Below are 23,647 nucleotides of genomic sequence, written 5' to 3'. Positions count from 1 at the left end.
ATTGACAGATGGGATTGTTTTTAAAGGGTAATTTCTGTTGTTCGCTGCACGGGTACGGGTAAGTGCCTGGTTGAAATCGATCTCGCCATCGTAGATAGTACGTTATCGTACAACTAAAGGCCGTTCTTGGTCCTTGCCGCTTCGGCTTCACTGCTTGCCGTCCGCCGGCTCAATCGCGCGCAGCGCTGTAAAGGAACCCCTATGAAGAAAATTGCCCTGAGTGGCGCTGGTGGCCAGCTTGGCTCGGTCGTCCGCGCGGCGTTGATTGCACGTGGCGTCGCCTTGCGTTCGGCCGCCGGCTCCAAGGCGCTGGTTCCGCTGGTGGAAGGCGAGGACGTGATGCACGGCGACCTGCGCGACCCCGCCGTCGTCGATCGTTTGCTGGCCGGCGTCGACGTGCTGATTCACTTCGCCGGCACGAGCGTGGAGCGTCCGCTGCCGGAAATCATCGACAACAACCTGCGCGCGCTGGTCGAGGTGTACGAAGGCGCGCGCCGGCAAGGCGTTGGGCGCGTGGTGTTCGCCAGCTCGAATCACGCGATCGGCATGTATCCGGTCACCGAACATCTCAGTCTCGACTGCGCAGTGCGCCCGGACGGCTTCTACGGTCTGAGCAAGGTGTGGGGCGAAGCACTCGCGCGGATGTATTGGGACAAGCACGGTATCGAGAGCATTTGCGTGCGCATTGGCAGTTGCCTTGAGCGGCCGACCGAGCGGCGGCACCTGAGCACCTGGTTCGGTCATCGCGACCTGCTGCATTTTCTCGACCGCTGTGTCGAGGCGGACGACGTCGGATTCATCACCGTGTGGGGTGTGTCAGCCAACAAGCGCAGCTGGTGGGACAACAGCGGCGCGAGCCGTCTGGGCTACCGGCCGACGCAGGACGCCGAGGTCTACGCCGGGGAAATCCTCGCGCAGCCGAACCCGCTCGATGCGTTGGGCCAGCGTTACCAGGGCGGCAGCTTCGTCGGCATCGATTACTCGCGCGATGCCGACGCAGGCCGTCCTGATTGATCAAGGAATACGAGGAGACGCAGTCATGAAAATCAAGGGCATTCGCTGGTGGATGGTCAGCCTGGTCGCGGCCGGCCTCATCATCAACTACCTTGCGCGCAATACGCTGTCGGTCGCCGCGCCGACGCTGATGAAGGACCTCAACATCACGACCGCGCAGTATTCGCACGTGGTGGTGGCGTGGCAACTTTGCTATGCGTTCATGCAGCCGGTCGCGGGCTATGTGCTCGACACAGTCGGCACCAAGCTCGGCTTTGCAGCGTTCGCGCTCGCCTGGTCGCTGGCGTGTGCCGCGGCGGCATGGGCCACGGGCTGGCGCAGCCTCGCATTCTTCCGCGGTGTGCTCGGTATCGCTGAAGCGGCGGGCATCCCGGCCGGCGTCAAGGCGACGAGCGAGTGGTTCCCGGCCAAGGAGCGTTCCGTTGCGATCGGCTGGTTCAATATCGGCTCGTCCGTGGGCGCGCTGCTGGCGCCGCCGCTGGTCGTTTGGGCGTTGTTGCACGGTCAATGGCAATGGGCGTTTCTGATCGTCGGTGTGGCGGGGATTGTGTGGAGCGTGCTGTGGATGCTGCTTTACAAGCACCCGCAGAAACAGAAGCTGTTGAGCGACGCCGAGCGCGAGTACATCCTCAGCGGGCAGGAGGCGAAGCACAGCGAATTCGGCGCGGTCAAGCGCAGCTGGAAGGCTATGCTGGGCAGCCGCGATTTCTGGGCAATCGGTATTCCCCGGATTCTTTCCGAGCCGGCCTGGCAGACCTTCAATGCATGGATTCCGCTCTACATGATGACCGAGCGCCACATGAATCTGAAGGAAGTCGCGCTGTACGCATGGATGCCTTTTCTGGCGGCGGATATCGGTTGCGTGCTCGGCGGCTATCTCAGCCCGCTGTTTCATCGATACGCAAAGGTCTCGCTGTTCACCTCGCGCAAGCTGGTGTTCGTGGTGGGCGCGCTCTGCATGATCGGGCCGGCCTGTGTCGGGCTGGTGGCGAGTCCGTATGTGGCGGTTGCGCTGCTGTGTGTCGGCGGTTTTGCTCACCAGACGCTGTCCGGGGCACTGTACGCGATTACCTCCGACATGTTCGGCAAGAACGAAGTCGCCACTGCCACGGGTATGGGCGGCATGGCCGGCTACCTGGGCGCGGCCGCGTTCACGGCGCTGTTCGGCGTGCTGGTCACGCAGATCGGCTATAGCCCGTTGTTTGTCGTGCTGGCAGTGTTCGATATCGTCGCGGCTGCCGTGGTGTGCCTGCTGGCCCGAAGTGGCGACAAGACCCCCGAGCCGCGCTGGGTGGCGGCGAGTGTGGCAGCGAATGTGGCGGGTAAGTGAGCGACAAAGTGAGCGATAGCGCGAATGGCGGTTAGGATCGGCTCGCGACGCACGCCGGGTAAGCGAAACTAAACGAAGATGCAAAAATGGCGGCGCCCCAGGGCGCCGCCATTTGTTTTGAGACTCTCGCCTGTTCGTCAGCCAACCAGCGAGCTGTTATACGTGACCCCACCGATCACCACGTTGCTGAGCGTGATGGCTTTCACGTTGTTCACGAAGACCGGCCCCGGCGTGCTGGTGGTTGCCGGGCCTGTGCAAATCGGCGTTCCCAGGTTGCAGTTCGAGATCGTCACACCCGTAATCGGCTGCACGGTCGGGACCGGCAGTGGACCGTTGTAGTCCGCCGCCACCGGGCCCTGTGCGACGATAGCCTGGAAGCATGAAGCCGAGGTCGCGGAGAAACCCGCAGGCATCGCGTAGCTCACCGTACCCGACGTGTTGGTCGCGTTCACGTTCGTGATGTTGACGTTGTTGATCGTCGCCGGGTTCCAGCGCACCGCATCGCCCGATGGGCTGTAATCGCAGTCGAACGTGATCAGGCCGCCCTGGCCCGTGGATGGGTTGGCCGTGAGACCGACTGTGCCCGTGCCGGGAACCGAGCCCGGAACGCTCGAACCCAGCGCGCCGCCGCCGTATTTGCCCGCCAGGTTCACACCGTTGGGCAGCGTCACGCCGTTGATCCACACGTTGTTGATGAACCCGCCGCGGTTCATGTTGGTCTTGAAGCGCAGCGCGATGTTCAGCGGATTGGTCGCCCAGTTTTCGTTCTGCATCGTCAGATTGCGCGCGTAGACGTTCTCAACGCCCGCGCTCATTTCGCTGCCGATCGTGAGCCCGCCGTGGCCGCTTTGCATCGTGCAGTTCTGAACCACGATGTTCTGCATCGGGCCGTATTCAGTGTCGAGGCACTTGCCGGACTTGATCGCGATGCAATCGTCGCCGGTATTGAACTGAACGTTCTGCACCAGCACGTAATTGCACGCATCCGGATCGAAGCCGTCGTTGTTCGGGCCGATGCTATCCGCGAACACGCCGTCGATCACCACGTTCGTGCAATCGGTCGGGTGATGCTGCCAGAACGGCGTGTTCTGCGTGTGGTAATTCTGCAGCAGCACGTTGGTGCAGCCGATGAATTCGACCATGCAGGGGCGCAGAAAGTGACCGAGACCGAAGGTGCGATCCACGACCGGCACGCCGAGCTCTGACAGCGCCGGCAGATAGTTCTGGTCCTGATTCCAGCCCGAGACCGTAAGCAGATTCATCAGCGTCGTGGTCGTGCCATCCTGATTCGTGAACGACACGTTGGCCTGCGGATTCGTGACCTGGGCCGCGGGCAGACTCGTCAAGGCAACGCTGGCCGGGTAAGTGGCGGAGTTGGCCGGGTAGGCGGTGGTGCCCGTGTTCGCATCGGCTTGCGAAACCGGCGCACCGCCCGAAGCCGGTTTCACGTAGCCATACTCGTTGCTCGAACCTTTCCATGTCCACCAGCACGAGGTCGGCGGTTTGGTGCTCAACTGCATCGGCGTCATCGCCTGGCCGTTCAACACGCAGGTATTGTCGTCGGCGGTCAGCGCGATGTTGGTCTGCTGGTACGCATAGATCGGCGAACCGAAGTTCAGGCAGTCGTTCGCTTGCCAGCGCGTCCAGTACAGATTGCCGTTCGCCGTCGCGTATGGGCCATTCTTCGCGTAGTCAACCGGGTTAGGGCTGAAATAGATCGTGCAGCCGGAGCTCAAATGGAAATTCACATTGCTCAGGAGTACGATCGGGCCGCCGCAATACCAGTTGCCGGCCGGCACCACCACGCGGCCGCCGCCCGCCGCGTGCGCGGCCTGAATCGCGGCATTGAATGCGGAGTACGAATCATAGGCCGTGTCCGTCATATCCCACGGCACCATGACGTTCGAGCCGGGGCTTTGCGGCGACGTCGCGGCTTGCGATCCCGTTACCCATGAAATCGTGCCGCCAGGCCACGCGCTCGCCTGAATCAGGGCGGATGCCGGCAGCGTCCGCGCGCCATAGCCCGTCACCTGAAAATCGACAGATGGGAACGTCGACGTGGTGATGCTGGCAAGCCTGTTGATGATTGCCGTTGCCTGGCCGGTGGGCCCCCAGATCGGGTCTGCTGCCGCGACGGGCGGCGGTGTCGTCGATCCCGTTGTCGCGGAGCCTAACGAGCCGCTGTTGCCGCCGCATCCAGGCAGAGTTCCTAACAGGGTGGCCCCTGCGGAGGTGCCTGCGAGCAGCATGAATGCTCTGCGTTTAGGTGAATTGGGTTCGTTTCGATCGGGTGCTCTCGATGCCACCTGCTTGCCGTTGTTTTTATCGTGGGTTGCCACGGATGTCTCCTTTCCCTTTGTGGGTGTTGTGAATGATCGTCAGAACTTTCCGATGCTCGGTGGGATGCGTTTCTTCAATCTCGGCTTGAATAAGCAGGGATTGAAGTGTCGTCTCTCTATCTGTAAGTCATCCTTAATATTTGTAATAAAACTGCGTGACCAGATGAAACCGTTGCGGGTGAGACTCGCTTGCCAGGCTCGCGAATGCGAGGAAGCGCCGCGCCTACCTGTCTATTTGCATGGAGACAGTAGGGCGGCGCCGAGGGTCGGGGCTGCGTGCTTAAGCGGTTTGCTGGCCGATTTCGTGATTGGCGAGTACTTCGAGCGCGCGCACCATGGCCGAGTGGTCCCATGCCTTGCCGCCATGCGCCACGCAGGCGTTGAAGAGCGCCTGGCAGGTGGCTGTATTCGGCAGGGAGACGCCAAGTGCCTGAGCGGTCGACAGCGCGAGATTCAGATCCTTCTGGTGAAGCTCGATGCGAAATCCCGGATCGAAGCTGCGCTTCGTCATCCGTTCACCGTGCACTTCGAGAATGCGCGAGGATGCGAAGCCGCCCATCAACGCTTCGCGCACGCGCGCCGGATCGACGCCGGCTTTGGAGGCGAGCAGCAACGCCTCGCCGACGGCTTCGATCGTCGCGGCAACGATCACCTGATTCGCCACCTTGCACACCTGGCCCGCGCCGACGCCGCCGATCAGCGTGACGTTCTTGCCCATCATGTCGAAGAGCGGCTTGACGTGCTCGAAGCTCGCTGTTTCGCCGCCGACCATGATGGTGAGCGAGCCGGCCTTGGCGCCGACCTCGCCGCCGGAAACCGGTGCATCGAGATAGTCCGCGCCGCGCTCGCGCACGCGTGCCGCGAAGTCGCGCGTGGCCATCGGCGAAATCGAGCTCATGTCGACCACGATCTGTCCCGGGCGCAAGGCGTCGGCGAGTCCCTGCTCGCCAAACAGCACGCGTTCGACGTCCGGCGTGTCCGGCACCATGACAAAAATCACGTCGGCATGCGCGGCCACGGCGGCCGGGCTGTCGCATGCGATAGCGCCGGCCTGGGTGAGTTCGGCGGGCACGCCGCTGCGCGTGAACGCCGCGAGGGCGACGCCGTTCTTGAGAAGGTTGGCAGCCATGGGCTTACCCATGATGCCGAGTCCGATAAAGCCTGCTTTTTGCATGGAATGCTCCGTGGATGTCATCGCGGCCGTGGCTACTTCCGGTCCGCCGGTTTCTGCATGAAGTGTTGTTGAACCGTCTGTGCGGCGGTTTTCAGCAAGCCCATATCCGCGCAGACTGCGACGACGCGGCAGCCCATCGAGAGATAGCGCTCCGCATCGGCCTGCACGGGGGCGAGGATGCCGCTCGGCTTGCCGGCAGCCTCTGCGCGTTCGAAGACGTGCGCGATCGCCTGTTGCACGTCAGGGTGGTTCGGATTGCCGATGTGGCCGTAGGCGACCGCGAGATCGGACGGCCCGACGAAAACGGCATCGACGCCGTCCACGGCGAGAATTTCGTCGATATTTTCGATGGCCTTGCGGCTCTCGATCTGCACGATCACGCAGACGTTGTCGTTGGCGATGTCGAAGTAGTTGGCGACCGTTGCATAGCGATTGCCGCGGTGACTCACCGAGACGCCGCGGATGCCCTGCGGCGGGTAGCGGGTCGCGGCGACGGCGCGTGCGGCATCTTCGGCGCTGTCGACGAACGGCACCAGAAAATTCGAAAAGCCGCTATCCAGGAGCCGCTTGATGAACACGCTGTCGTTGGCGGGCGGGCGCACTACCGGCGCGCTCGGGCTGTCCTTGAGCGCCATCAACTGCGGGATCAGCGTCAGAACGTCGTTCGGTGCGTGTTCCGCATCAAGCAGCATCCAGTCGAAGCCGATGATGCCGAGCAGTTCCGTCACAATCGGGCTGGCGAGGGAGGCCCAGCAACCGATCAAGGTTTCGCCGCCGCGCACGGCGCGGCGAAAGCTATTGGGCAGGGGCTGATAAGGTGTGACGGCTGTCATGGGCATGTCTCCTTGAACTGCAATTGACCGGGCAAGCTCCGACTGTGGCTGAACCGAATGTCATAAGTTGTCGTATGTCTTAATGAAGATTAGCACCGGGTCGTCAGCTTGTAACTGCCACGTAAACCCGAATTCCTCATGTGACAAGGGTTTCAAGTTGCGTGTAAGGCGCTCTATGTTATAGGATGACATATATCTAAGACGTCCATCCAAGGAAAGCGAAATGTCTATTACCGGCGAAATGCTGATTGGCCGCAAAGCAGTGCGCGGCGAGGAAAAACCCTTGCGCGCGTTCAATCCCGCCACGGGCGCCGAGATCGCCGAGCCGGTGTTCGGCAGCGGCTCGGTCGCGAATGTCGAGCTCGCGTGCGAACTTGCGCAGCAGGCGTTCGACCCGTACCGGCATTTGCCGCTCACGGTGCGCGCCGAGTTCCTCGAGCGTATCGCGGACGGCATCACGGCGCTCGGCGACGCGCTGATCCAGCGCGCGCACGAGGAGTCGGGTCTGCCGAAAGCGCGTCTCGAAGGCGAGCGTGGCCGCACGACGGGCCAGCTCAAATTGTTCGCGCAAGTCGTGCGCGCCGGCCAATGGCTGGCCGCCACGCTCGATTCGCCGTTGCCCGAGCGCAAGCCTTTGCCGCGCTCCGATCTGCGGATGCAAAAGATTCCGCTGGGCCCGGTTGCGGTGTTCGGCGCCAGCAACTTCCCGCTCGCGTTCTCGGTGGCGGGCGGCGATACCGCTGCGGCGCTCGCGGCGGGCTGCCCGGTAGTGGTGAAGGCGCATCGCGCTCACCTGGGGACTTCGGAGATGGTCGGCCGAGTCATTCAGCAGGTCGCGCGGGACATGGATTTGCCTGATGGCGTGTTCTCGATGATAGTGGGCGCCGGCAATTCCGTCGGCGAAGCGCTGGTCGCGCATCCGGCGATCAAGGCGGTGGGCTTTACGGGTTCGCGCGCTGGCGGCACGTCGCTGATGCGTGTCGCGGCCGCCCGGGCCGAGCCGATTCCGGTCTACGCGGAAATGAGCAGCATCAACCCGGTGTTCCTCCTGTCGAATGCGCTGTCGCTGCGCGGCGAAACCATCGCGCGTGGCTTTGTCGATTCGCTGGTGCTCGGTGCGGGGCAGTTCTGTACCAACCCGGGGCTTGCGATCGCCGTCGACAGCGACGCGCTCAAGGGCTTCATTGCGACGGCCTCCGCGGCGTTGAGCGGCAAGCCGGCGCAGACCATGCTCACGGCCGGCATCCACACGGCCTATGAAGAAGGCGAGGGCAAACTGGCGGCAACCCGGGGTGTCGAAACGGTTGCGCAAGGCGTCGACGCGACGGGTCCCACGCAAGCGCGCGCGGCTTTGTTCGTGACCGATGCGTTGACGTTCCTGTCCACGCCGGCGCTGGAGGACGAGGTTTTCGGGCCGGCGTCGACCATCGTGCGTTGCAAGGACGAGCAGGAACTGCTCGCGGTGGCCGAGCACTTTGCCGGCCAGTTGACTGCCACGGTGCAAATGGATAGCGCCGATCTGGCAGCGGCGAAGAAGCTGGCGCCGATTCTCGAGCGCAAGGCTGGGCGGATTCTGGTCAATGGCTTCCCGACCGGTGTCGAGGTCTCGCACGCGATGGTGCACGGCGGCCCGTTCCCGGCCACCTCCGATAGCCGGGCAACGTCAGTGGGGACGACGTCGATCGAGCGCTTCCTGCGCCCGGTGTGCTATCAGGATTTCCCGGCAGATCTGCTGCCGGCGTCGCTGGCCGACGGCAATCCGCTGGACTTGTGGCGCCGTCGCGATGGTGAGATCACGCGCAGCTAGGCGGAGAATGAGCGGCGCCTGATTGGGCGCCTGCATCGAGAATTGCGCTCGAGTCATGCGCAAAGACATAAAAGCATCCGGAGCCTGTACGGGCCCCGGATGCTTCTGTTTGCCCTGCTTTTGCAATTGCGGTCAGATCAACAAATCCCCAAGCGGACGGCATTAGCCTCGCCGACGATCGCATACATCCAAGGTGCGATGCGAGGGAATACTTGTCCATATCGGCGGGAAGTTGTCGATTCTAAAATCGAATGCACGCCACGATGTAATACGCATGTATCGTCCCCTTTTTTTTCGGAATTATCTGATGTTCGCGCGCACGGACTGCCATTGATCCTTTGGGCTGGCGCCGGTCTCTTTATTGGGCCGGTTGTTTTCATCTGCTTCGTGGAGCTATGGAAATGTCAGGCAAGCAGGAACACAAAGGCACGACGTACGCACTCGCAACCATCGGCGCGCGCACCGAGCGCGGCGGCTATGTCACTTACGCATCGTCGGGGCTGGTTATTTGTGGGCTTCGCGTGGCGCTGGTGGGTGATGTCGTCACCTATCGCGACGGTAGCGAAGCAGTTGTTACTGATGGCTCGGGCAAGCTCAGTTTCTGCCGCGATAAATGTTTTGCTCTTGTAGGGAGCGGCCTTAGCAACGGCGACAAAATCGTCTTTACTCCGTGGGACGATGGGAAGTCAGGCCTGTTTGTCCCCGAAGACGAGAAACCCGAAGGCCTGTTCGATCCGTCCTACATGCCACCGCCCGTCGAACCGGGCTATCGCCTCGCGCTCTTTGGTTCTACCACGGCGCGCGGCGGCGTCCTGCGCGAACCGGGTGGCAACTGGCGCATCAACGGCGAAGACGCGAGGGTCGGCGTAATCGGCGATCTGGTTTATTACGCGGACGGCACCACCGCACGGATCACGAGTGGCGTTGCCCTCGTTGCGAATCGCGGCCTCGCACAGTTCGCGTATGTAGGAAGCACACTCGATAATGGCGACGCGATTACGGATAGCCCGGAGCGCGAAGGCAGTGGGCAACCGGGCACCTACCAGCCTGTAACCGACGCGCAGATCAGGCGCGGAAGTGAGCGTGTATGATCCGCTACTTTCTCGCCAAGGGTGATCGGGGCGGGAGCGCCATGATCACGGAGGGCCTGGAGTATGTCACCTGTTCCAATCCGCCGCCGCGCGCGCATATTGCCACGCTGTACATGGAAACTTATTGCACAGCCTGCAAACAGAAAGGGTTCATAGCGCCGAAAGGTCCGCGCTGGCCGGGGACTGCACACAATGGCAAGCAATGGGCACTGAGCGGCGATATCAACATCTGCGGCTGCAACCCGTCGCCGATCTTTTATGCCGAGCGCGGCATGTCGATGTCCTTCACGTCCGAGCAGGCAGCGGCGCTGATGGGTAACAGTGTTAGCGCTTCGGCGCAGCAGGTTGCAACGAAGCGGTACGACGAGCAATACACGCTTGCCGACCATGCGGGTCAACCATTGGTGGGCGTGCGTTATCGCGTGCGAGTTGGTTCGAGCGTCGTCGCTACCGGCGTAACCGATTCGCGCGGACGCACGCAACGCGTCTGTACGGATGACGTAGAGCGGCTTTGCCTCGACATTGCGGCATAACTACGTATGAGGACCCTTAAACGACCGACATCTACGATGCGGTCGTGGAAGATGATTCGCTTCGTGGTTTGCAAATGCGAACGACATCCCAGGCTACATCACTCTGCGCGTGGAGCGACATGTATATCGACACGGGCCACGCAAGTGCCCCGGCAGGTGAAGCCCTATTAGCCGTGCCATACAACGAACAATTCACGTTGCGGGATGGTTCGGGCGGACCGATCTCGAACAAGCGCTATCGCACCATCGTTCACAGCGCGCGAGTTCTTCACCGGCACGACAAACGCGGCAGGGGAAACGCAATGCAAGAATTATCAAAACTACCGCTTCAGGTTGGGAGGTAAGAAGAATGACTGACGCCACGGAATGGATAACCGTACACGATTCGGCTTGCACGAATACAACGCCTGATTCATGCATCAATGTTGCCCTGAATATGACGCCGATTTGCCAGAACATGACCAATCAGGAATTCAGGAAAATTATTATGAAAGTAAGGGATTCCGCAGTTGTGCTGGTGAAAGAGCGCATTGCGGAACTCTCGAAATGGGACACCCGGGAAAGGGCGCGAGCAGCCTATTATTTTGGTCGGGCCGACGAGGAAATCAGAAGCACGCTCGCAGCTGGTCTGCCCAGGTTGCTATCGGCACTTCAGGAACTTGTGCCTGAGAAAATTGTTCGATGGGATGATGCCTTGAACAAAAATCTTACATGTGCTGTCGTTCCCGACAGCGGCCAGAATCGCGCCGGCGTGTGTAAACCGGATTCAGAAAAGCGAGTAATCGCTATTTACAGTTCATTTTGTACTGACTCGAACGGCGAATTATGGCGCGGTGCGAAAGTGAAAACCTTGATTCATGAATGTACACATTACACCGACACTTTTAACTCAAATGATATTATGTACGGCAATACCGAAAACGGGATGCATGCATTTGCAATAGGCAACCCGGAAAAGGCCATACGAAACGCCGATAGCATTACGGGGTATATTGCAACTTTCGATAGAACCGTCGCCAAATGAAAAAACAACTCTTTGCATTGCTGTTTCTCGCGACGGCAGCTGCTGCGCCTTGGCTTTCCGGGGCGGCGCGCGCGTGTACTATCAATGAATCAATGGAAACGCGATTGCCATTTAACACGATAGGTCTATCGAATGCAGATCGATTGTCGATCGCAAATATTGTGCTCGAAGCCCGCAAATGGCCAGATGTTGATATCCAGGCTGTAGTTATTGCGGGCGCATACGTCGGGGAAAAGAGTGGCGGAAAACTGAAGAATGAGCGCGGCGCGGTCGTCAAGGCATATCTTATCCAGTTAGGTATCAAACCGGAGAATGTCCTGATTGAACGCAAGACGCTGACTGACGAGATGGTAAAGAGCGACGACGGTACTTTAAACGTGCATCAGATAGCAATCGAACTAGTCCCACTATGCAATGGTGGTTGCGAGCGCCTTTGCAACGATCCACGCGTAACGCCGACAAGCAGGGTAATCAAGTAGACCCATGCCGGCCCGCTTCGACGGCAACGCCGTTCCCCTAAGCGGGGCGGCGTTGCGGTCTACAGGGTAGTGGGTTCCGGATTTTCCCGCGTCCAGCGTAACAAATCAGCGCCTACCCCGCGCAAACTCTCAGCTATTTGCTTCCGCGCTTTCGTTGGCGCGCCGCAACCGCTCGCGGCTATTGGACAAATGCATGCGCATTGCCGCACGCGCGCCTTCGGCGTCGTGGCGCGTGATGGCCTCAAGAATACTTTCGTGCTCCAGATTGACGAGCGACAGATACGCATCAGGCTCGGCCCGCGCGATCCCCGCCGAATCAAGCCGGTTGCGCGGGATCAGCGCGCTGCCCATTTGCGTGAGGATGTCGACGAAATACCGGTTGCCCGTTGCACGCGCCACGGAGATGTGGAACTGCAGGTCGGCGTCGACGCTATCCAGCCCGTTGTGGCGGGTGGCCTCGATCGCGTCGAGCGCGGCGCGCATGCGCGCGAGGTCGTCCGGCTTGGCCCGCTGGGCGGCGAGACCGGCGCATTCCGTTTCAAGGCTGATGCGCAGTTCCAGGATCGACAGCACGTCGCGCAAGGTGGTGGCAGGCACCATGTCGATGCCCAGCTTTTCGCGCTGCGGCTCCAGCACGAAGCTGCCGATGCCGTGACGCGTCTCAATGATCTTGCCGGCCTGCAGGCGTGAAATCGCTTCGCGGATAACGGTGCGGCTCACGCTCAGCGTGACCATCAGCTGCGACTCGGTCGGCAGTTTGTCGCCGGGCTTCAAGGCGTTGGACGCGATTTGCTCGGTGACGTAGCTGACGACAAACTCGGCAAGATTGCGCGCGCGTCGTGGCGGTGCCGCGGATGCCAGTGGTGTAGCCATCGAAAACGCCCCTCGAATCAGATAGTTGCAGGTACTTCCTGCGATTCATTATACCGTCGTCTGACGACTGATTATATAAACGCCGGATCATTTTCGGCATTGGCGGTAGACCCAATGCCGATGCCCGGGTTCAGGCGTCGCGCGGCCTGGCGGCGCTATTTTGCCAGCACCGTCGGAAGTACGATAACGGCCCGGCGCTTAACCGTGACGCAGTTCGACCCGTTTGATGTCCTTGACGATCACGAGGTAGCTGAACACCGTCAGCAAGGCATTCAGGCCGACGAAAACCAGCGCGCCGTTGAACGACCCGGTCTTTGCAACCAGGTAGCCGATCACGATGGGCGTCACGATGCCGGCAACGTTGCCGAACATATTGAAGATGGCGCCCGACAGACCGAGCGCTTCCTTCGGCGACGTATCCGCCACGACAGCCCAGCCGAGCGCGCCGATGCCCTTGCCGAAAAACGCGAGCGACATGAGGGCGACGACGATCCAGTCGGTCGACACGTAGTTGCAGCCGATGATGCACACCGACAGCAGCATGCCGCCGACAATCGGCACCTTGCGCGCGACAGTGAGCGAATGCCCGCGCCGGATCAACCCGTCGGACAGGATACCGCCGAGCACGCCGCCCGAGAATCCGCAGATCGCGGGCAGCGACGCCACCAGACCCGCTTGCAGAATCGTCATGCCACGCGCCTGCACGAGATAGATCGGAAACCACGTCAGGAAGAAGTAGGTCAGCACGTTGATGCAGTACTGGGCGAGATAGACGCCGAGCAGCATGCGGTTGCCCAGCAGTTGACGCACCAGCGACCAGCCGCCGGCGCCGGCGATATCCTCGACCCGGGCCGCTTTCTTGTGCCCGTTCACCACGCCGCCGCCCTGTTCGATGTAGTCGAGCTCGGCGCGCGAGACGCGTGGGTGATCGGCGGGGTTCTTCATCACCTTCAACCAGGTGAAGGCGAGCAACAGGCCGGCCACGCCCATCACGAGGTAGACCGCGTGCCAGCCGAACGCATGCGTCAGCCATGCCATCAGCGGCGTGAAAATGACCGCTGCGAAATATTGCGCTGAATTGAAAATGGCGGAGGCGGTGCCACGTTCGTTGGTGGGAAACCAGCTGGCCACAACCTTGGCATTGGCGGGAAACGCCGGCGATTCGGCCGCGCCCATCGCAAAGCGCAGCACGAATAGCGCGGTGACGGCGGCCGCCGCGCTGCCCAGCAGACCGATCGAGCTTTGCAGCAGCGTAAACAGCGACCACAGGAAAATGCTCGCCGCGTACACGCGCCGCGCGCCGAAACGGTCGAGCAGCCAGCCCGCCGGCAATTGCGACAGCACATAGGCCCAGCTGAACGCGGAGAAGATGTAGCCCATCTTGATCGCATCGAGGCCGAACTCGGCGCGCATCGCGGATCCGGTAACCGAGAGCGTGGCGCGGTCCGCGTAATTGAATGTCGTGATCAGAAAGATCAGCAACAGAATCGCGTAGCGGACTTTGGTGCGCTTTGCGACGTCGGCGGGGCTCGCGGTGCGGCTCATTTCCATCGTCATCTCCTGAATTCTTATCAGTGAAAAAGCGCCCGGCGACGTTGCCGTCCCGGGCGCTCTTTGCGTGCTGTGCGTGCTGCGGGCTCGCACGGCTGGGCGCCTTACCGCGCTATCGCGTGCATTGCCGCGTGCGCGACCTCGTGCGCATCTTCATGCGCATTTTCACGATTTACTGCGCGCCGAGCTTCTTGATCAGTACGTCGAGTTGCGCCATTTCTTCTTCGGTCAGATCGGTCAGCGGTGCGCGCACCGGCCCCGCGCTGTGGCCGACCAGCTTGGCGCCGGCCTTCACGATGCTGACCGCGTAGCCCTGGCGGCGGTTGCGGATCGCCAGATACGGCAGGAAGAATTCGTCGATCAGCTTGCCGACGGTTGCATGGTCGTCCGCCGCGATCGCGCGGTAGAAATCCATCGCGGTCTTCGGGATGAAGTTGAAGACGGCCGACGAGTACACCGGCACGCCCAGCGCCTTGTAGGCCGCCGCGTAGACTTCGGCGGTCGGCAGGCCGCCGAGATACGAGAAGCGCTCGCCGAGGCGGCGGCGGATCGACACCATGTTCTCGATTTCGCCCACGCCGTCCTTGAAGCCGATCAGGTTGGGGCAACGCTCGGCCAGCCCTTCGAGCATGTCGGCGTTAAGCTTGGAGTTCGCGCGGTTGTAGATGATCACGCCCATGTTCGGCACCGACTTGCAGACTTCTTCCGCGTGCGCCGCGATGCCTTCCTGGCAGGCTTCGGTCAGGTAGTGGGGCATCAGCAGAATGCCGTTTGCGCCGTGGCGTTCGGCTTCTTGCGCGTATTCGATCGCCACGCGCGTCGGGCCGCCCGCGCCGGCGAGAATCGGCACCTTGCCCTTGCAGACTTCGGTTGCCGTGCGCACGACGTTCGAGTAATCGTTACGCGTGAGCGAGAAGAATTCGCCCGTGCCGCCGGCGACGAACAGCGCCGAAGCACCGTACGGCGCGAGCCATTCGAGGCGCTCGGCATAGGTATCGGCGCGGAAATCGCCTTGTGCGTCGAAGTCGGTAACGGGGAAGGACAGCAGGCCTTCGGAAACGATCTGCTTGAGTTCTTGCGGTGTCGTCATGATGAATATCCAGGGCGTGTCGAATAGGGGCCGTAAGGCGTTGTACTTGGAAATGGAGATTTCTTATACGTCATCGTACAACAACAAATCGACTAACTCAACGGTGTTTTCGCGGCATAATGCACGGCATAGGGTAAATACGGAACGTCTGGGTAATCTCCCATGTTGTAGGATGACGTATGAATTGTGAGTGCCCGATTGGCACCACAGTTGGCGCCGCAGTCAATGCCACAATGGGCGCTGCAGGCGTGAAATCGCCACAAGGATCGATGTAATGGAACAAACCCCGCTCTACATTCGCGTTCACCCCAATGACAATGTCGCGATCGTCGTCAACGACGGCGGTCTGGGCGAGGGCGCCGTATTTCCCGATGGCCTCGCGCTGCGCGAGCGTGTTCCGCAAGGGCACAAAGTTGCGCTGACCGATCTCGCGGAAGGCGACGAGGTCGTCCGCTATAACGTGGTGATCGGCTACGCGCTCAAGGCTTTGCCGAAGGGCAGCTGGATCAACGAACACGTGATCCGCATGCCGAGTCCGCCCGGACTGGACGATCTGCCCATCGCCACCATCAAGGCGCCGGACATGCCGCCGCTGGAAGGCTTTACGTTCGAGGGCTATCGCAATGCCGACGGCTCGGTCGGCTCGCGCAACATTCTGGCGATCACGACCACGGTGCAATGCGTGGCCGACGTGGTTCAGCACGCGGTCACCCGCATCAAGGCTGAACTGCTGCCGCACTACCCGAACGTCGACGATGTCGTGAGCCTCGGGCACACCTATGGCTGCGGCGTAGCGATCGACGCGCCGGACGCGATGGTGCCGATCCGCACCGTGCGCAACATCAGCCTGAATCCGAATTTCGGCGGCGAAGTGATGATGGTCAGTCTCGGTTGCGAGAAGCTGCAGCCTGAACGCCTGATGCCGCCGGGCACGATTCCGATTGCCGCTGCTGCGAACGTCGCCGAAGTGGCCGACATCGGCGACGTCGAGGCCGATCTGAACGGCGGCGTGGTGGTGCTTCAGGACGAAGCACATGTCGGCTTCCAGTCGATGATCGAGTCGATCATGAGAATGGCCGACGCTCATCTGAAGCGGCTGAACAATCGCCGCCGCGAGACCTGTCCGGCCTCCGATCTGGTGGTCGGCGTGCAATGCGGCGGCAGCGATGCGTTTTCCGGGCTGACCGCGAATCCCGCCGTGGGCTTCGCCACCGATCTGCTGGTGCGCGCCGGGGCGACGGTGATGTTTTCCGAAGTGACCGAAGTGCGCGACGGCGTCGATCAGCTGACGGCGCGCGCGGCCAATGCGGACGTGGCTGCCGCGATCATCCGCGAGATGCAGTGGTACGACGATTATCTGAAGCGCGGCGGCGCGGACCGCAGTGCCAACACCACGCCGGGCAACAAGAAGGGTGGCTTGTCGAACATCGTCGAAAAGGCGATGGGTTCGATCATCAAGTCGGGCAACTCGGCCATCTCCGGCGTGTTGTCGCCGGGTGAAAAGGTCAGGCAGAAGGGCCTGATCTACGCCGCCACGCCGGCCAGCGATTTCATCTGCGGCACGCTGCAGGTCGCGGCGGGTATCAACCTGCATGTATTCACGACCGGCCGCGGCACGCCGTACAGCCTCGCGGAAGTGCCCGTCATCAAGGTCGCGACTCGCTCCGATCTCGCGCGCCGCTGGCACGATCTGATGGATATCAATGCCGGTACCATCGCAACGGGCGCGGCGACGATCGAGGACGTGGGTTGGGAGTTGTTCCGCCTGATGCTCGACGTCGCCAGCGGACGCAAGGAGACGTGCGCGGAAAAACTCAAGCTCCACAATGCATTGACGCTGTTCAATCCGGCGCCGGTGACCTGATCGCTCCGTTCGCTCCGATAGACCGGATCGTACTGCCAGCAACCACGACAAAGACTGAGATATGACTGACTCGACCCTTGAGCGCCAGGCGGCGCAAAAACCTTTCCGCCGTCTTCTGCTCACCGGCGCTGCCGGCAACCTTGGCCAGCAGGTGCGCGGCGCGCTCGCCGCGTGGGCCGATGTCGTGCGCGTCACCGATATCGCGCCGTTGGGCGACGTGGCGGCGCATGAGGAAGCCTCGATCGTCGACCTCGCCGATGAAGCGGCCGTTCACGCGCTGCTCGACGGCGTGGATGCGGTCGTTCATCTTGGCGGCATTTCCGTCGAAGCGCCGTTCGAAGATCTGCTCGAAGCGAATATCCGCGGCTTGTACAACCTCTATTCGGCCGCGCAGAAGCAGGGTGTGAAGCGCATCGTGTACGCGAGCTCGAATCATGCCGTGGGTTTTCATCCCACCACGTCGGTGCTCGATATCGACGCGCCGCTGCGTCCCGATAGCCTGTATGGCGTGACGAAGTGTTTCGGCGAATCGCTGTCGCGCTATTACTTCGACCGCTTTGGTCTCGAAACGGTGTGCCTGCGGATCGGCTCGTCGTTCGAGCAGCCAAAAAATCCGCGTATGCTCGTCACCTATCTGAGCTTTCGCGACCTTATCGAACTGGTGCGCTGCTCGCTGTTCACCAACCGGGTCGGGCATGCAATCGTCTATGGCGTCTCGGATAACCGGACCAAGTGGGTCGATAACACCAAGGCGGCGTTCCTCGGGTTTCGTCCGCAGGACAGTTCGATCGAATTCGAGCATCTGTTCCCGGTCACGGCGCCCACCGCCGAGCTCGACGATCCGACGCAGCGTTTCCAGGGCGGTCCATTTGTGCTGGCCGGTCCGATGGAGCCGAAACGATGAGCGCCGTGGCGAACCCGCGGGTGGAGCGTGTCGAGGCGGCAGGGCAGGTGCCCGCGTCGGTCGGCGAGAGTCCGGTGTGGCGTGCCGCGGAACAGGCACTCTATTGGGTGGATATTCCCGCGCAAAAAATCGTCCGGTTGCGACCCGATTCCGCGCAGCGTACCGAGTGGCAATTGCCGGAGAAAGTGGCGTGCCTGGCCTTCGACCGGCACGGCACGGTGCTGGCTGGGTGCGAGACAGGACTCTTCGCGGTTGCGCTGACCGAGGGCGCCTCCAACGCCGAACCGCTGGCCGTGACCGCAAGGAAACTTGCCGCGCCGGTTTTCCCGTTCGCCGATATGCGTTTCAACGACGGCCGTTGCGACCGGCAAGGCCGTTTCTGGTCCGGCACGATGGTGCAGGACATGGCAGCGGCAAATCCCGCGGGTGCGCTGTATCGCTTCGACGAGCGCGGGGTGTTGTCAGAGCCGGTTGTCGACGCACTGATTACGCAAAACGGTCTGGCGTGGTCGCCCGATGGGACCACGATGTATCTGTCGGACTCGCATCCGCTGCGCCGTCAGATCTGGGCATTCGACTACGACATCGAAGCGGGCGAGCCGCGCAATCGCCGGGTATTCGCCGACCTGCACGATTACGCCGGGCGTCCCGACGGCGCCGCGGTGGACGCAGACGGCTGCTACTGGATCTGCGCGAACGACGCGGGCTTGCTGCTTCGCTTCACCCCGCAAGGCAAGCTCGATCGGCAGATTGCCGTGCCGGCCGTGAAGCCGTCGATGTGCGCATTCGGCGGCAGCAATCTGGATACGCTGTTTGTGACCTCGATTCGTCCCGCCACTGGCGCGAGCGAACACGACGGCCATCTCTTTGCCGTTCGCCCTGGCGTGACGGGGCTGCCCGAGCCTGACTACGCGGGCGAACTCTGAAAAAACGGCCTGCATGAGCCGGGGCGCCGGGTATTAGCATGCCGGTGCCTAACAGTCGTTATCTTTTATTCATCGCTCGTCGTACAACATAGTGGCATAAATGCCACTTTCGAGCCATCTCCCCCTCTACGAAAAATATCAACCCATGAGACATGGGTTTGGCTCGTATCCTTGCCTGTATTGGCCTTTGGCTTGATCTCAATTCGGAAACTCTTACGTTCAACTCGCTTTCGTGCGGGTAAATACCGGCTGTACAACTCAGATTACGTTTTATAGACTTCATATGTCGTCGTACAACATATGAGGCCAAGCAAAATCATTTCGGGATAGCTTTGGCCGCTGGACAAAGAGCGCGGTGTGAGCAGCACGAGGTTCACGCCGATGCAGTCGAAGCAAAGAAGTCGAGTTGTCCGAGAGGAGTGCTGAGGATCTGCGCCGGGGACATTGCGCAGGCTCGCATATTAAGACTCTCGCCGCCTGAGAACGGTGGTGATCGTACGGCAGAGAAAAAAGGCGCGGCATTTTTTGAAGCCGGGAGACGCATTAAAACCATGTCGCAACATCCGCAAGCGGCCCTCCGCATCGATTGGATGATCTATTTTTCAAGGAATGTCACGATGAATAAGAAGTTTGCCTCTTCCCGTGTTTCGATGATTGTCGCGGCCTCGGTGCTGGCGTTCAGCACCGTGTCGGCACACGCTCGCGTATTCCGCGTGTCGGACGTGCATGGCGACACCTATCCGACCAATATGGCCGTGAAGTACATGGGCGAAGAAATCAACAAGGCAACCGGTGGCAAGGATTCCGTGAAGGTCTTCGGTAACAGCGCGCTAGGTTCCGAAAACGACACGATCGATCAGGTCCGTATCGGCGCGCTGGACATGGCGCGCGCGAACGGCGCCGCATTCAACGAGATCGTGCCTGAATCGATGATCCCGTCGCTACCGTTCCTGTTTCGCGACATCGACCATTTCCGCAAAGTCATGTACGGCCCGGAAGGCCAGAAGATTCTCGACGCTTTCTCGGCGAAGGGCATGATCGCGCTGACGTTCTATGAGAGCGGCGCGCGTTCGATGTACGCGAAGAAAGCCATCCATTCGCCCGCCGATATGAAAGGCCTCAAGGTGCGCGTGCAGCCTTCGGATCTGATGGTCGACGAAATCAAGGCAATGGGTGGCACGCCGACGCCGATGCCGTTCGCCGAAGTCTATACCGGCCTCAAGACGGGTCTGGTGGACGGCGCGGAGAACAACCTGCCGTCGTATGAAGAAACCAAGCACTTCGAAGTCGCGCAGGTCTATTCCGAAACCCAGCATTCCATGACGCCGGAAGTGCTGGTGTTCTCCAAAAAGGTGTGGGACACGCTGACGCCGCAAGAGCAGACCATCATCAAGAAGGCGGCGGCTGACTCGGTGCCTTACTACGAGAAGCTGTGGACCGCGCGCGAAGCTGACGCGGCCAAAACGGTCACCAAGGGCGGCGCGACGATCGTCAGCGCGGCGCAGATCGACCGTCCGGCTTTCGTGAAGGCAATGCAGCCGGTCTGGGCGAAGTATGAAAAGACCCCGCAGATGAAGCAGCTCGTCGACGAAATTCAGGCAGTCAAATAAGTCCGGAAGTAACGCGGTAGCGAAAAGCCTTGCAGCACCTGCTGCGGGTTTTTCGCGCCGTGCGGTTTCCTGGGGTCACGACGCCTGACAGGATTCCTGAAGATTAAAACCAGGTCCAATGCAGGCAAGGATGGGGTCAATGAGTTTCATGAAACGCCCAAATGATGTTCTCTTCCGCGCGCTGGTGGTCGTGGCGTCCGCGAGTCTCGCCACGCTGTGCGCGCTGGTGATCTATAGCGTTGTGATGCGCTATGTCTTCAGCGATGCGCCGGATTTCGTCGAGCCCATTGCCCTCCTGCTGGTGATCGTGATCGCCATGTTCGGCGCCGCGCTCAAGGTTCGCGAAGGCGGCCATATCGGGCTTGATTCGCTAGTCAAGAAATTGCCGCCGAAAGGCCAGATGATCGCCCATGCGTTCCAGCATCTTTGCCTGATCGTGTTGGCCGTGGCGATTTTCTTCGGCTGCTGGCAGATGGCGGAGACCACGATGGACGACAGGATTCCGATTCTGGGTCTTCCGGAAGCGCTTCGTTATGTGATCCCGGTTATTGCCAGCGCCTGCATCGCTCTGTTCTCGCTTGAGAACCTGCTGGGGCTTTTCGCACAGAAACACAAATAGAAGAATCATGGAACTTGCCATCCTCTCAGTTAGTTTCCTCGTTTTCCTCGTATTCGGGGTTCCTGTTTCGTTTGCGCTTGGACTTTCGTGCGTCCTGACTTACCTGTATGAAGGCTTGCCGGCGGCCACCGCCATGCAGTCGATGATTTCGGGAATGAACGCGTTTTCGTTCCTCGCGGTGCCGTTCTTCATTTTCTCCGGCGAATTGATGCTGCACGGCGGTATCGCCGACCGCATCCTGCGTTTCGCGCAGGCCACAGTGGGTCATTTCCGCGGCGGCCTCGGCATGGCCAACGTGGTCGCGTGCACGTTGTTCGGCGGCGTGTCCGGTTCGCCGACGGCGGACACGTCCGCGATGGGCGGCGTGGTGATTCCGCTGATGAAGCGCGAAGGCTACAGCGCGGCCTATGCGGTCAACGTGACGACCCATTCGTCACTGGCGGGCGCGCTGATGCCCACGTCGACGAACATGATCATCTATGCGTTCGCGGCTCAAGGCATCACCGGCACGTTGAACGGTCACCAGATGAGCGGTGTGTCGATCGGCGACCTGTTGTTCTCCGGTCTGTTGCCGGTGCTGTGGGTGATGGGCTTCGTGCTGATCGCCGCGTACTGGCAGGCGGTCAAGTTCGGCTATCCGCGCCGTCCCGACGGTTCGACCGAATTGCAGCGCTTTCCCGGCTGGTTCGCGGTGGCCCGCACGTTCCTCGGCGCGTTGCCCGGTTTGATGGTGATCGCGATCATTCTGTTCTGCGTGGCGAGAGGTATTGCCACCGCGACAGAAGCGGCAGCGATTGCGGTGGCTTACTCACTGGTGCTGACCATCGTCGTGTATCGCACGATGACGATGAAGAAGCTTGCTCATGCGCTCGCCAAAGCGGCCAAAACCACCGGTGTGGTGCTGCTGCTGATCGGTGTGTCGAACATGCTGCGCTACCAGATGGCCTATCTGGAGATTCCCGACGCCATCGAGCACATGCTCGACGGTGCAACGAGCCTGCCCTGGTTGATGCTGCTTTATATCAACATCATCCAGATCTTCCTCGGTACGTTCGTCGACATGGCGGCGCACATCCTGATCACCACGCCCCTGTTCCTGCCGATGGCGATGCATGCCGGCGTGGGCCCGGTGCAGTTCGGGATCATGATCCTGCTGAACTGCGCATTGGGTCTCGTGCATCCGCCGATCGGCTCGGTGCAGTTCATCGGCTGTGCGATCGGCAACGTGTCGATTGGTGAAACGACCAAGGTGGCGTGGCCTTACTACCTGGCTATTTTCAGCGCGATCAACATTGTGACGTACGTGCCGATGTTTTCAACGTGGTTGCCTAGCCTGATCAATGGCCACCCGGTGTTTTAACGCTTGATCGGGAGTCGGCGCCGGTAAGGCACTGCCAGACATAAAGAATAAGTTTTTTACAGAGGAGCAGAAATGAAAAAGGCATTAGCAACCTCGGCCCTTGGGTTGGTCGCCCTCGGCGCGCACGCTCAGAGCAGCGTGACGTTGTACGGCGTCGTCGATACGGGGATCGGCTATCAGAGCAGCCAGACGTCGCTGGGTTCGACGTCGGGGGGCCGTTCGGTGATCAAGATGGTGAACGGCATCTGGGCGGGCAGCCGCTTCGGCCTGAAGGGCGGTGAAGATCTGGGCGGCGGCACGAAGGCGATCTTCCAGTTGGAAGAGGGCTTCAACAGCGCAACCGGCGCGCAATCCGTTTCCGGTCTGGCGTTCAACCGTCAGGCGTACGTCGGCGTGACCAATGCCACCTACGGTTCGCTGACCGCAGGGCGCCAGTACACGTCGTACTACACGCTGCTGTCGCCCTATAGCCCGACTACGTGGCTGACGGGCGCTTACGGCGCACACCCGGGCGATATCGATTCGCTGGATACGCTGTACCGCGCGAATAACTCGCTGGTGTACACGTCGCCGAGCATGCATGGCCTGACGGTGAGCGGTTCGTACTCGCTGGGCGGCGTGGCGGGCAGCACCAATGCCGGTTCGACGTACAGCGCGGCGGTTCAGTACCTGAACGGCCCGTTCGGGATCGCGGCAGGCTACCAGCGCATCAATAACGCGGCGGTGGGCGGCGGTGCGTGGGATCCTAACTCCACGACCTCGAATGGCGGTGCGCAGACGGCGGTGTCGGGCATCAACAACGGCTATCAGACGGCGCAGGCGCAGCAGCGCGTTGCCGTGACGGGCGGCTATGCGTTCAGCTCGCAATGGGACATCTCGTTCTCGTATTCGAACGTGCAATACATCCCGGGCGTGAACTCGGCGTTCCACAACGAGGCGATCTTCAACACGGCTGGCGCAGTGCTGCACTACAAGCCGCTGACGGCACTGGATCTGGCTGCCGGCTACAGCTACACGCGTGCGACGCAGGCGAACGGCATTACGAGCGCGGCGAGCTATCAGCAGTTCAATCTCTCGCAGTACTACAGTCTGTCCAAGCGGACCGGCCTGTATGCGCTGGAGGCTTACCAGCGTGCGGGTGGCCAGACTCTCGCGCCGAACAAGGCCGGCACGGCCACGAGCATCATCAATGCAACGGCCGATATCGGCGACGGTCAGAACGGCGC

General features: G+C 61.2%; 20 protein-coding genes. 14 read left to right on the top strand and 6 right to left on the bottom strand.

Features of this window, described 5'->3' with window-relative positions; translation table 11 throughout:
- Window positions 1-201: 201 nt before the first annotated feature.
- Together BCY88_RS23510 and BCY88_RS23505 are read left to right on the top strand one after the other, a co-directional pair.
- Window positions 202-1,014, top strand: a complete 813-nt coding sequence (locus tag BCY88_RS23510; protein ID WP_120346567.1) for an NAD-dependent epimerase/dehydratase family protein — start codon at window positions 202-204, stop codon at window positions 1,012-1,014.
- A gap of 25 nt (window positions 1,015-1,039) precedes the next feature.
- Entirely contained in the window at window positions 1,040-2,344 is a 1,305-nt protein-coding gene (locus BCY88_RS23505; RefSeq protein WP_120346566.1) for an MFS transporter, read from the top strand.
- Between the two features lie 137 nt (window positions 2,345-2,481).
- On the opposite strand, the gene BCY88_RS23500 is transcribed toward BCY88_RS23505, so the two are convergent.
- The 3 genes from BCY88_RS23500 to garL form a co-directional block, all read right to left on the bottom strand.
- Window positions 2,482-4,593 carry a glycoside hydrolase family 28 protein gene (locus tag BCY88_RS23500; RefSeq protein ID WP_120346565.1) on the bottom strand — a complete coding sequence of 704 codons (2,112 nt, stop codon included), beginning with the start codon at window positions 4,591-4,593 and terminating at the stop codon, window positions 2,482-2,484.
- Window positions 4,594-4,963: 370 nt separating this feature from the next.
- Window positions 4,964-5,878 (bottom strand): 2-hydroxy-3-oxopropionate reductase, encoded by a 915-nt coding sequence (locus BCY88_RS23495; RefSeq protein WP_120346564.1) that lies wholly within the window; start codon window positions 5,876-5,878, stop codon window positions 4,964-4,966.
- Between the two features lie 11 nt (window positions 5,879-5,889).
- Entirely contained in the window at window positions 5,890-6,690 is an 801-nt protein-coding gene (gene garL, locus BCY88_RS23490) for a 2-dehydro-3-deoxyglucarate aldolase (RefSeq protein ID WP_120346563.1), read from the bottom strand.
- A gap of 223 nt (window positions 6,691-6,913) precedes the next feature.
- Between garL and BCY88_RS23485 the strand changes: the two genes are divergently transcribed.
- From BCY88_RS23485 to BCY88_RS23465, 5 genes are all read left to right on the top strand, one after another.
- The gene (locus BCY88_RS23485; protein ID WP_120346562.1) at window positions 6,914-8,497 is read left to right on the top strand and encodes an aldehyde dehydrogenase (NADP(+)); all 1,584 of its coding nucleotides are present in this window, start codon (window positions 6,914-6,916) and stop codon (window positions 8,495-8,497) included.
- A gap of 401 nt (window positions 8,498-8,898) precedes the next feature.
- Entirely contained in the window at window positions 8,899-9,588 is a 690-nt protein-coding gene (locus tag BCY88_RS39920; RefSeq protein WP_183081435.1) for a PAAR domain-containing protein, read from the top strand.
- Window positions 9,585-10,121 carry a PAAR domain-containing protein gene (locus tag BCY88_RS23475; protein ID WP_120346561.1) on the top strand — a complete coding sequence of 179 codons (537 nt, stop codon included), beginning with the start codon at window positions 9,585-9,587 and terminating at the stop codon, window positions 10,119-10,121. The genes BCY88_RS39920 and BCY88_RS23475 overlap by 4 nt, the downstream gene beginning before the upstream one ends.
- Window positions 10,122-10,470: 349 nt before the next feature.
- Window positions 10,471-11,145, top strand: coding sequence for a M35 family metalloendopeptidase (locus tag BCY88_RS23470; RefSeq protein ID WP_120346560.1), 675 nt, complete (start codon window positions 10,471-10,473; stop codon window positions 11,143-11,145).
- Entirely contained in the window at window positions 11,142-11,624 is a 483-nt protein-coding gene (locus tag BCY88_RS23465) for a hypothetical protein (RefSeq protein WP_259461494.1), read from the top strand. Before BCY88_RS23470 ends, BCY88_RS23465 begins: the two co-directional genes overlap by 4 nt.
- Window positions 11,625-11,753: 129 nt before the next feature.
- On the opposite strand, the gene BCY88_RS23460 is transcribed toward BCY88_RS23465, so the two are convergent.
- The 3 genes from BCY88_RS23460 to kdgD form a co-directional block, all read right to left on the bottom strand.
- Window positions 11,754-12,497 carry a FadR/GntR family transcriptional regulator gene (locus tag BCY88_RS23460; protein ID WP_115777681.1) on the bottom strand — a complete coding sequence of 248 codons (744 nt, stop codon included), beginning with the start codon at window positions 12,495-12,497 and terminating at the stop codon, window positions 11,754-11,756.
- A gap of 198 nt (window positions 12,498-12,695) precedes the next feature.
- Window positions 12,696-14,048, bottom strand: a complete 1,353-nt coding sequence (locus BCY88_RS23455) for an MFS transporter (RefSeq protein WP_120346559.1) — start codon at window positions 14,046-14,048, stop codon at window positions 12,696-12,698.
- A 172-nt stretch (window positions 14,049-14,220) separates the two neighbouring features.
- Window positions 14,221-15,138: a 5-dehydro-4-deoxyglucarate dehydratase gene (gene kdgD / locus BCY88_RS23450; RefSeq protein WP_120346558.1), complete on the bottom strand. Its 918-nt coding sequence runs from the start codon at window positions 15,136-15,138 to the stop codon at window positions 14,221-14,223.
- A 274-nt stretch (window positions 15,139-15,412) separates the two neighbouring features.
- On the opposite strand from kdgD, the gene garD reads away from it, so the two are divergent.
- The 7 genes from garD to BCY88_RS23415 all read left to right on the top strand — a co-directional run.
- Entirely contained in the window at window positions 15,413-17,002 is a 1,590-nt protein-coding gene (gene garD / locus BCY88_RS23445) for a galactarate dehydratase (protein ID WP_120346557.1), read from the top strand.
- A gap of 61 nt (window positions 17,003-17,063) precedes the next feature.
- Window positions 17,064-17,906 (top strand): NAD-dependent epimerase/dehydratase family protein, encoded by an 843-nt coding sequence (locus BCY88_RS23440; RefSeq protein WP_120346556.1) that lies wholly within the window; start codon window positions 17,064-17,066, stop codon window positions 17,904-17,906.
- Entirely contained in the window at window positions 17,903-18,832 is a 930-nt protein-coding gene (locus BCY88_RS23435; protein WP_120346555.1) for an SMP-30/gluconolactonase/LRE family protein, read from the top strand. Before BCY88_RS23440 ends, BCY88_RS23435 begins: the two co-directional genes overlap by 4 nt.
- A 617-nt stretch (window positions 18,833-19,449) precedes the next feature.
- Entirely contained in the window at window positions 19,450-20,442 is a 993-nt protein-coding gene (locus BCY88_RS23430) for a TRAP transporter substrate-binding protein (RefSeq protein WP_120346626.1), read from the top strand.
- A gap of 148 nt (window positions 20,443-20,590) precedes the next feature.
- Window positions 20,591-21,061 (top strand): TRAP transporter small permease, encoded by a 471-nt coding sequence (locus BCY88_RS23425; protein ID WP_404935730.1) that lies wholly within the window; start codon window positions 20,591-20,593, stop codon window positions 21,059-21,061.
- 7 nt (window positions 21,062-21,068) lie between these two features.
- On the top strand, window positions 21,069-22,421 hold the full coding sequence (locus BCY88_RS23420) for a TRAP transporter large permease (protein ID WP_120346553.1): 1,353 nt from the start codon (window positions 21,069-21,071) through the stop codon (window positions 22,419-22,421).
- Window positions 22,422-22,493: 72 nt separating this feature from the next.
- A partial coding sequence (locus tag BCY88_RS23415) for a porin (protein ID WP_147408549.1) occupies window positions 22,494-23,647 on the top strand: 1,154 nt, incomplete at its 3' end.

It is taken from the genome of Paraburkholderia fungorum (assembly GCF_003610895.1).
In the GTDB taxonomy this organism is placed as follows: domain Bacteria; phylum Pseudomonadota; class Gammaproteobacteria; order Burkholderiales; family Burkholderiaceae; genus Paraburkholderia; species Paraburkholderia fungorum_B.
The sequence above is the reverse complement of the archived record's forward strand: the minus strand, read 5'-3'. Positions and strand labels throughout refer to the sequence as shown.